Source organism: Nocardiopsis sp. JB363, from assembly GCF_900143625.1.
GTDB lineage: Bacteria > Actinomycetota > Actinomycetes > Streptosporangiales > Streptosporangiaceae > Nocardiopsis.
This window is the reverse complement of sequence record NZ_FRFF01000028.1, coordinates 1-11298: the sequence shown is the minus strand read 5'-3', so window position 1 is coordinate 11298 and position 11298 is coordinate 1. Positions and strand designations below refer to the sequence as shown.

The window sequence follows — 11298 nt, the reverse complement described above, 5'->3', positions numbered from 1 at the left end:
CGGGATCTGTGGGAGCCCGGAGGTGCGACTCCTCCGGGCGACCCGACCTTGCTGTTCAGGAGGGGTTTTGGAAGGTCGGTACAGAGCCGTGACTTGCACCTTCAGGTTGAAAAGGGCTCAGTACCCGATCTACATCGACCCCTCGGTGAACGCCAGCCGCGCCAACTGGGCCTATGTGGACCGAGCCTTTCCCAACCAGCCCTACTTCAATCCCACAGACGGTAAGCCTTTCGCCGTGGGGCGCTATTCCGACCCCGACGGTACCTGGACTCGACGGGCGTTCTTCCAGTTCACGATGATGGCTCGAACGATGCACCCCAACACCATCATCAATTCGGCCACGTTGCGCACTGAAGTCGACTGGGCTTACAGCTGCAACAGTAATTCCCGAATTCAGCTGCAGAGAGTCAAACCGTTCAACCGTAAAACCACCTGGAACAACCAGCCTTCCACCCAGGGTGGGGTTCTGGACACTCAGAACGTGACCGGTGGATGGGCCACATGCCCTTCCTCCACGGGTGTGGAGTTCGACGCTACCGCCGCTTACAAGTGGGGGATCGATAACGACGCCTCGCACATCTACCTGCGTCTGAAGGAGCGGGACGAACAAGGTATCAGCGCTTGGCGCCGATTCAATGTCAAGAAGAATCCGCCGAAACTGGTAATCAACTACAACCACCCACCGGAGAAGCCGGTCACCTCCACCATCTCCGACTCGCTCGGCGGGGTGTGCAGCACCGACCAGGACAAGCCCCGGCTGATCAACGACACCACCGTCACCTTCAACGCCCAACTCCGCGACCGTGACTCCTACTGGGTGGGGCAACAGGTCAAGTCCCGATTCGAGTGGAAGAGCGTGGCAGATGACACCGCCTTGGGCACGGCGGATTCGGCCTACGTAACCGTGGGCAAGTGGTCGGGAGGTTCCTACCGGCCGGTGACCGCCCGTGATCTCCCTGAAAAGGAACTGATCGCCTACCGGGTGCGCGGCCATGACCGCTCCAACTGGGGACCGTGGTCCTCATGGTGCTTCATCGAGATCGACACCACCAAACCCGACTCCGGTCCCGAGGTGACCTCCACCGACTACCCGGCCGGTGATGAAATCCACGGCTCGGTGGGACGTTCAGGTGAGTTCACCTTCGCCAACAACGGAGTCGACCAGGCCACCTCCTACCACTACAGCCTCAACGACGCCTCCTGCTCCGCCGAGATCGAACTCGACGAACCGGGCCAGAGCGTGACGGTGCCGATCACCCCACGTCGAGACGGACCTAACCTGGTCCATGCTCGTATCAGCGACGCTTACGGAAACTCCTCCGAGTGCGGACTGGTATACATCTTCACCGTCGCCGCACCCGCGAGCCCGGTCTCCCATGTGCCATTGGACGAAGGCGAAGGCACCACGGCTACCGATGCCATGGACAACGACCGCGTTCTGACGGCCACTGGTGACGTGGATTGGGTGCGTGGACGGGTAGGAACGAACGAAGGCAGCACCCAGCGCCTTGAGGGCACGGCCATGGAGTTTGGCGAAGCCTCCGGGCACCTGCGCACCGACGGCCCGGTCGTCGACACCGGCCAAGCGTTCTCGGTGTCGGCTTGGGTGCGCCTGGAAGAGGGCGCGACCGAGAACCTCGCAGCTGTCGCCCAGGACGGAGACCGAAACAGTGGCTTCTACCTCGGCTACCAGCACTCCGGGGGTGGACGCTGGGTCTTCAAACAGGCACCCCGAGACACGGACGACACCCAGGTGACCCATCGGGCGCTGTCCACCGAGCAAGCACAGATCGGCGTGTGGACACACCTGCTGGGGACCTTGGACCCCGAAAGCGGTGAGGTCGCCCTGTACGTGGACGGTGTCAAACAAGGCACCGCGGTGCAGGAGACCCCCTGGAACGCCGAAGGTGACTTCGTGGTCAGCGGCGCCAAGTACCACGGGGAGCACATCGGAACCTGGCTGGGCGCCATCGATGAGGTTCGGGTCTGGGACCGGGTCCTCTTCGACGAACCGTTCATCGAAGACGACGAAGCCCGATCAGAGGTGTGGGAGTTGGCCAACCGGCCCACCGCACTCGAAGGTCGCTGGAAGCTGGACGAGACCGAAGGCACCCTCGCGACGGACTCCTCCGACCAGGGACTGGACGCCACCCTGCATGCCGACCCGCTGACCGCGTGGAACCAGGCCGTCAACGAAGTGACCTTCGCCCCCGGCGTGAGCCTGGACGTGGCCGAACAGGAACACCTGAGCACCGAGGCCCCGGCGATCCGAACCGACCGCAGTTACAGCGTCGCCGCCTGGGTCCGGCTCGACGAAGTCGGCCACAACTCCACCGCCATGGCCCAGAACGGTAGTGACCACAGCGCGTTCTACCTCAGCTATCAGCACACCTATGAACATGACAACTGGGTCATGAAGCTGCCGCCTGAAGACCGTACCGGCGCGAGCGGGTGGCACCGGTCCTTGTCCGACCACAGTCCCGAATTCGGCCGCTGGACCCACCTGGCCGCCACCTACGACCACGCCCTGGGCCAAGCCACTCTCTACGTCGACGGTATGGCACAAGCACCGGTCGAGATCCCCGAAGCCTGGCAAGCGAATGGTCCGGTAATGATCGGCGGAGCCCTCTTTGAAGAAGAATTCTCCGACCCCTGGGCCGGAGATATCAGTGATGTGCACCTCTACCAGGGTGTGATCTCAGAAGACGATATTACTCAGATCCGTTTGGGTTACCTGCCCGCGAACTGAGAGCCGGATATTTCGGTCGATCAATAACTTGCGTCCGGTTTTCGTTCCATCCGGGCTGGAGGAATACTCTTGTCGAAATCCCCCAACGATCACAAGTCAAGGGCCATGGGAAAGCCTTTTGTGGGCTTTATGGCGCTCGTTATGGCAGCCGGCCTGGTGGGCTCCGTCCCCGCGTCCGCACTCGGGTACAACAACCGACCTGACGTGGATCTGGAAGAGTCTGTCGCAGGAAGTGACGCATCGCTTCCCGAAATTGAACGCGATGGCGCGGTGGCTGAGTCGGCTATGACCTCGCTTGGCGAAGCGACGTGGCCAGAAGCCGAAACGGTCCACCTCTCTCAGATGGAAACCTTCTCCGATTCCGGTGCTGAAGCCTCCGGGGCGGTGTCGATCGAGAGCGTGACCCAGGAGGAGTTCGAGGAGTGGGTTTCTCCGCTTCCCACACCGGATCAAGGGGACGAGGCAGCGGATACCGCACCAGAAACTACCGAGAATGAGCGAAGGTTTCCGCGTGAGCCAGACGTAGAGGAACCCGAAGAAGAAACCTCGGATGCCCCTTCCCAGGAGGAAGGAGAGGCACAAACCCCTGACCCTTCTGTGCCTGAACCCGAGTCAGATGGCCAGGAAACCGAGACCCAGGCTGAAGAAGCCGAAGATGAGGTGGAAGACCTCGAACCCGCTCCTGAGACGGTGCCTGTTCCAGTGAGCGCCGCCGAACTCCACGTCCTGAATAGGTCCGAAGCAGAGGAGTTGGGGCTGGACGGCTTGGCCCTGCGTCTGATTCGCACCGATGACGCGGAGGAGACCGGCCCGGTGCGAGTGGAGATCGACTATTCCGCTTTCGCTTCCGCTTACGGGGCCGACTACGGGCCTCGACTGGGTTTGATCGCCCTCACCGAATACGAGGGTGCTGACGGCCAAAAGCGCCTGACCACGCACCCTCTGGAGTCGACCAACAACACCGGTGACCAGTCCCTGACCACCCTGGCCCCGGCCAGCGGTGAGGGGGTCCTGCTTGCCGCAGTGGCCCAGGCACAGAGCGAGGAGGGCACCGGTGACTTCGGTGCCACCTCACTGAGCCCCTCCTCCACCTGGAATGTCGGTCCTCAAACAGGAAACTTCTCCTGGACCTACCCGCTGGCCACCCCCGGCGTTGCGGGCAGCCTGAAACCCGAGGTCGCCCTCGGCTACTCCTCTCAGTCCGTGGATGGGCGCACCTCGGACACCAACAACCAGACCTCGTGGATCGGTGAGGGGTTCGACTACCACCCGGGCTACATCGAGCGCCAGTACCAGTTGTGCCAGAGTGACGGGACCCGGATCCCGGATCTTTGCTGGTCCCGTCACAACGCCGTCCTGCACCTGGGTGGAGTCTCCACCGAGCTGCTCTACGTCGATGGTGAGTGGACCCCCAAGAACGATGACGGTTCCAAGATCGAACGCCTGACCGGTGCCACCAACGGTGACAACGACGGCGAACACTGGAAGGTCACCACCACCGACGGCACCCAGTACCACTTCGGGCTCAACCGTCTTCCCGGGCACTCCTCCGGGGACGACGAGACGAATTCGGCCTGGACCGTCCCGGTCTTTGGGAACGACTCCGGCGAACCCTGCCACAACTCCACCCTGGACGACGCCTGGTGTGACCAGGCTTGGCGATGGAACCTCGACTACGTCGTCGATGTCCAGGACAACGCTCTGGCCCACTACTACGCGGCCGAAACCAACCACTACGGACTCAACTTCGACTCCGACCCGGTCGAATACGACCGCGGTGGTTACCTGAAGCGCACCGCCTACGGCCTACGCGACGATGACGCCCAGGCCACGGCTCCAGCACAGGTTCTCTACACCGTGGGCGAGCGCTGCGTGGACACCGACTTCGGGTGCGCCGAAGACGATCGGGAAGAGGACAACGCCGAATACTGGCCCGATACCCCTCTCGATCAAGAGTGCACCGACGACTGCGCCGGACAGCACAACGCCACCTTCTGGAGCACCAAGAAGCTGAACAAGGTCACCACCCAGCTGCACAACGGTGACGAGTATGCCACCGTGGACACCTGGGAGCTGGAACACTCCTTCCCCGCACCGGGAGATGGGACCGACCCGGCGCTGTGGCTCGATTCGATCACCCATACAGGCCACACCGGTGAGAACAGCGAATCGTACCCAGAGGTCACCTTCGCCGGTACTCCGATGCCCAACCGCATCGACTCGACCACCGACGGCCTGGCCCCGATGAACAAGTGGCGCATCACCGCCATTTACACCGAGACCGGCGCCCAGGTGGATGTGTCCTACGCCGAACCCGACTGCGACCCAGACGACCTGCCCACAGCACACACCAACACCCAGCTGTGCTACCCGGTCATTCGCACCCACAGAGGGGGTGCGGAGGAGATCACCGACTGGTTCGCCAAGTACGCCGTCACCGACCTGGTCGAAGTCGACCTGGTCGGGGACCAACCCGATGTGATCACCAGCTACGACTACGTGGGCGATGGAGCCTGGCGGTACGTGGACGCGGACGGGTTCGTAGACGACGATCAACGCACCTGGTCACAGTGGCGCGGGTTCGACCGGGTCATCGTGCGCACCGGCCACCCGGACGATGTCCAAACCGAAACCGAGTACCTGTTCTACCAGGGCATGGACGAGGACCATCTGCCGTCAGGCACCCGTTCCGCCCAAATCACCGACTCCACCGGCACGGCTGTGGACGACCATGAGGTCTTCAACGGCCAGACCCGCGAGCTGATCGTCCGGGACGGGACGGGCGGAGAGGTCCTGTCCAAAAGCATCACCACCCCGTGGAAACGCCAGACCGCAGAACGCACGTTCACCTGGGGCACGGTCGAATCCCACATGGTCGGTGTCGAACACTCGGACCGCTACCAAACACTGGAGGATGGTTCCCTCCGGCACAGCCGAACCACCAACGAGATCGACTCCTACGGGATGGTCAGCGCTGTCCACGACTTCGGAGACGTGGACGACGAAACCGATGACCGGTGTACGACCAACACTTTCGCTCGCAACACCGACCTACACCTGCTGGAACTCATCGCGCGTAGTCAAACGGTCGCTGTCCCCTGTGGGGAGTCACCGAGCCTTCCCGAGGACACGATCAGTGACACCCGCTATCTCTACGACGGCCAGGACTTCGGTGACTCCCCGCTCCAAGGACATGTCACCGCCGTACAGAACCTGGACGAGCATGATGGTCAGACACCGCACTACCTGACCGCGTCGGAATCGACGTTCGATGAGTACGGGCGCTCGATCACCAGTACCGACGCCGAAGGCAACACCACCTCCGTGCAGTACACCGACCTGGTCGCCGGTGGCGCATCCTCCAAAATGGTCACCACCAACCCCCTAGGCCATGAACAGACCCTGGAAATGGATCACCGGGGTCAGCCGGTGTCCATCCAAGACGCCAACGACAACACCACCCGCCTGGGCTATGACCCACTGGGCCGGTTGACCGAAGCCTGGTTGGCGGACCGCACCGGAGCACAGGGCATGTCACCCTCCCTGCGGTTCGAATACAACATCGAGAAGAACGAACCCAGCACCGTCACCACCCAGGCGCTGGGACCCGACGGTGACTACATCACACAGATCCAGATCCTGGACGGACTCCTCAGACCGCGCCAGACTCAGGCGCCGGCACCCGGTGGTGGTCGTGTCCTGACCGACACCTTCTACGACTCTCGTGGACAGGCGGTCATCGAGCGCGAACCGTACTACAACGAGGACGAACCATCGGAGAACCTGTTCGTGGTTAACAACCACGACGAGATTCCCCGATGGCAGGAGACGGTCTTCGATGGTTCCGGGCGGGCCACCGACCAGATCCACATGTCACGAGGCGTGGAACAGTGGCGAGCCAGCACCGAGTATCGCGGGGAAGCCACACGCGTGAGTACACCCGAGGGCGGGGTCGGTAGCACGACCATCAAGGACGTCCGAGGCAACGTGGTGGAACAAAGGGACCACCACGGACCGGCGGCGGAGGGCGATTACGACTCCACCCATTACACCTACACACCCGCAGGACAGCCGGAAACGGTGACCGATCCGACGGGAAATATCTGGAGCTACACCTACGACCTGTTGGGCCGCATGGTCGAAAGCAACGACCCCGACACCGGCACCAACACGCTCGTCTACGACGACCTCGGTCGCGCGGTGTCCACCACCGATGCACGAGGCGAAAGCCTGCATGTGGTCTACGACGAACTCGGCCGCCAGATCGAGCAGCGAGAAGACTCCTCCTCTGGTGAACTTCAGGCCGAATGGCTCTACGACACGGTGAAGGTCGGCCAGCTGAGCTCGGCCACCCGCTTCGACGAAGGAGCGGCCTACACCAGTCAGGTCCTCAGCTACGACCCTCTCAACCGCCCGCTGGTCCAGAGGATCACCATCCCCGAGACCGAAGGCGAGCTGGCCGGTAGCTACCAGTTCACCTCGCTCTACAACCCCGACGGCAGTCTCGACGGTATGAGCCTGCCGGCCGCGGGAAACCTATCAGGAGAAGCCCTCTCCTATGGTTACGACGAATTGGGTAACCCCTCCACCCTTATCGGGCGCGACCGGATCGTCAGCGAAACGGTCTACTCCAAGGTCGGCAACCTGGTGCAAAGAGAGTTCAGTCGCAGCAACCTCGGCTCGGACCAGACCTGGGTCACCCAGGACTTCGACGAGAAGACCAACCGCCTCAACATGGTCAGCCTCGTCCACAGCGCCGGTAGCGGCTCGCTGTCCACGCAGCAGTACGACTACGACGACGCGGGCAACCTGCTGCGCCTGGCCGACGAACCCACCGACAGCTCACTGCAGAACGACGTGCAGTGCTTCGACTACGATCACCTGCGCCGTCTGACCCAGGCCTGGACACCGAACAACACGGGTGAAGAAGCCTGCGCAGCAGAACCGGAGATCACCGAACTCGGTGGTGCGGCACCCTACTGGCGCGAATACACCTACGACGAGGTCGGCAACCGCCTGGAAGAAATCGACCACACCCCTGCCGGGCAAGCGGTCCGCACCTACCACCATGCCGAAGAGGGAGAAGGTCCTGCCCACGGTGTCGCTGAGGTCGTCGAATCGGGCGTGAGCGGCAGCGGCGCTCACACCTACGAGTACGACCAGGCCGGTAACATGGTCGCGCGAAACAACGATGTGCACTCCCAGACCCTGGAATGGGGTGCAAGCGGCGAACTCGAGAAGGTCGTAGAGGACGGGAAGGAAACCGAGTTCCTCTACAGCGCCGACGGTGAACGGCTGATGCGTAAGACCGCCGAGGAGTCCACGCTCTACCTCCCGGGAACCGACGTCACCTGGAACTTCTCCGAGGGAAGTGAGAAGGCCACCCGTTACTATGACCACGCCGGTGAAACCGTGGCCGTCCGTGACGATGACGGAAGCCTGTCCTGGATCTTCTCGGATCACCATGGCACCGGACAGATCCTCGTGGACGCGGTTTGGGGCGACTACATCCAACGCCGAATGACCGTCTTCGGTGAATCCCGTGGAACCACCGCGGACTGGCAAGGCCAGCGCGGTTTCGTGAACGGGACCATCGACGAGTCCACGGGCCTGACGCAGTTGGGGGCACGATCCTATGACGCGGGCCTGGGAAGTTTTATTTCGGTCGACCCGCTGATCGACACATCCGACACCCAGCAGATGCACGGGTACGCCTACGCCAAGAACAACCCGGCCACCTACTCGGACGCGGATGGCCTGTTTCCCAAGGCAGCACACCCGTGCCTGTGCAAGCCCAAGAATCCGGGGAAGAAGCCTGGTAAGGGCCCGTCCAAGGGCGGGGGTGGCTTCATCGGGTTTATCGGTTCCGGCGGTGGTGGTTCGGGTGGAAGCTCCGGTGGCGGAGGCTGGTCCGGTGGCGGCGGCTGGAGCGGTGGTTCCGGCGGTGGCTGGGGTGGTTGGGGCGTCTCCGGCGGCTCCCAGGGACCTTCGGTTGCGGCCCCGAAACCTCCTCCCTACGTGGAGATCGACTACGTCGACCCCGAAGAAGTAGCCCTCGGAGAAGCAAGCCACATTCAAGGGCCAAATACTGGCAACTATTTCCCTGGACTTCCTGCAGAATGCAGAGGTCTGAACCCAGTGCAGTGTTTCATTTCTGATGACTTGTCAGATTTCTTTAGTGGGTTTCCAGGGTGGGTGCAGGGGACTCCAGAGAGATTCCTTGATTGGTTGGGCTCTGTTGGTAATTTCTTGTCCCAATGGTGGGAAAATATGCCTGGGCCAATGAAAAGTCTTGCGATTGCTGGAGTGGTGCTCGCTGCTAGTTTGGTCGCGGTCGCCTATCTTGGGGCGGGTATTGCTGGAGTGATGGCAGTTGGCGCTATCGGGGCTGTCGGGAACGTCGCTAGATATCATGAGACCACCAATCCCAGGGATCGAGATATGTTTGGTTATGTAGTTTCTGCACTAGAGGGCGCCATGGGTGGCCTTGGTGTCCTGACTATTAGCAAAGAAATGATCAGGAGGTTCTTTTCCGGCGGGGGGAGTGTTGGGGCTCCTGTTCCTCCTGGGGGGGTTGGTAATTGATCTGATTTGTGGTGTATGTTCGAGTATTTAATGCCGGAGGAAGCGTGAGTAGAAGCTTGCTTGTTTTTGGTTTAATTGGCACGGTAGTCATGGGCGGAGTCCTTATTGCCGAAGGGTTGAGGAATGGTGAGACTAGAATTGATTCATGGCTTATTTTGGGTCTGTGTGTAATATGCTTGATTATGTATTTTTTGGGACGTTTTAGTGGAAGGCGGCCTAGGGCGTAAAGGATCAGGAGGCTATTTTGATAGTTTGCCGAGGCGTGTTCATGCGAGTTGGTGATTGGGGATTTCTCATTGGATTCTCGGTAACTTGCCCGCGTGTCGACGGCTGAACGTCTTGTCCCGGATGAGATCGGTGTCCGTGGTGATCTGGATTGGTTACGGTGCTTGGTTGACTCGGTGAACATATGCGCTTGAAAGGGGGCGATAGGTTCGAACCCTGTCGACCGGAGCAAGAAGGGGTCGAAGATCTACTTGATCACCCACCGGGCGGGCCTATCTCTGTCAGTGATGATCTCCGGGGTAAACACATATGACAGGCAGGACCTGTAACCGCTGGTGCGCAGAATACCCCTGATCCGTTCTCGCAGTGGGCAGAGGCGGCGCAAGCCCGCGGAACCGCATGACGACGAGGGATATGCCTACGCCCGTCTTCACCGATGGTGTCTCGTGCTGGGTGTGAAGGAGAGCTTGTTGTGTGCAGGGATCGTCTCCTGTCGTTGGGGGAGCAGTGAGTGAACGTGAAGGTCGCCTGCCCCGGGCGTGAGGGGTATCGCCTCTATCCCTGTCTGGGGCGGATACTGGTTTCAGGGGTGTTGGTCATGTCTGGGTCGGGTTCGGTGTACAAGCGGTGCGGATGCCGGGGCGGTGGGAGCTCGAAGGCTCGGGAGGGGCGCTGTTCGGGGCTGGCAAGGCGCGGTCATGGGAGTTGGTACTTCACCCTGGACTTGGAACACGCACCGGGCGGTAGGCGTCGGGTGCGCCGGGGCGGGTTCGTTTCCCGGGAAGCCGCGCGTGAAGGACTGCGCCAGGCCCGGGAACTGGAGGGGGTCGATACCGACCCGGCGGTGTTGACGCTGGCCCAGTGGTTGGAGCGGTGGTTGGCCACCCGTACCCGGTTGCGGCCCTTGACCCGCACCAGTTACGCCGAGCACATCCACCGCTACCTCACGCCTCATCTGGGTGCGGTGCCGATGGAGGAGCTGACCCCCGCCCTGGTGCAGGAGGCCTTCGAACAGATTCGCCACCACACCACACCGGCAGGAGGACAAGTGTCTGCGGCCACGGTGCAGCGGATCCGTGCCACGTTGCGGGCGGCGTTGAACACCGCCGTGCGCGAAGGGTTGTTGCCCTTCAACCCCGCCCAAGGGCTGCGGTTGGACCCAGGAGCGACGGAGCGACCGGTGGTGTGGACCGAGCAGGCTGTGGCCGAATGGGCCCATGGCGGGGTTCGGCCGGCGGTGGCGGTGTGGACGGTGGAACAGACCCGTCACTTCCTGCACCATGTGGGCGAGCATCGGTTGTACGCGCTGTTCCACCTGGCGGTGATGACCGGGCTGCGGCGCGGTGAGGTGGTGGGTCTGCGGTGGCCCGACATCGATCTCGTTGGCGGCACGGTGCGGGTGGTGCGCCAACTCCAGTGTCACCGGGGTGGGTTGGTGGAGTTGGCGCCCAAGAGCGCGGCGAGTCGCCGCATGGTGGCGTTGGACCACACCACCTTGGGGGTGTTGCGACGTCACCAGTGGTACCAGCAGAACGAGGCCGAAAGCCAGGGGTGGGTGTGGGATCCGCGCGGGTGGGTGTTCACGGCTGTGCGGGGTGGTCCGATGGCTCCTGATCGTCTGTCCCGCCTGTTTCGCACACTCAATTCTGAGAGTGGATTGCCGCCGGTGCGGTTGCATGATCTGCGGCACGGGGCGGCGACGTTGGCGTTGGCGGCGGGGGTGGAGTTGAAGGTGGTCC

General features: G+C 62.2%; 3 protein-coding genes. All 3 read left to right on the top strand.

The window, feature by feature from the left end; genetic code table 11:
* Positions 1-22: 22 nt before the first annotated feature.
* Positions 23-2749 (top strand): LamG-like jellyroll fold domain-containing protein, encoded by a 2727-nt coding sequence (locus BQ8420_RS05335; RefSeq protein WP_369825471.1) that lies wholly within the window; start codon positions 23-25, stop codon positions 2747-2749.
* 69 nt (positions 2750-2818) lie between these two features.
* On the top strand, positions 2819-9334 hold the full coding sequence (locus BQ8420_RS05330) for an RHS repeat domain-containing protein (protein WP_235005941.1): 6516 nt from the start codon (positions 2819-2821) through the stop codon (positions 9332-9334).
* 949 nt (positions 9335-10283) lie between these two features.
* A partial coding sequence (locus tag BQ8420_RS05325) for a site-specific integrase (protein ID WP_235005940.1) occupies positions 10284-11298 on the top strand: 1015 nt, incomplete at its 3' end.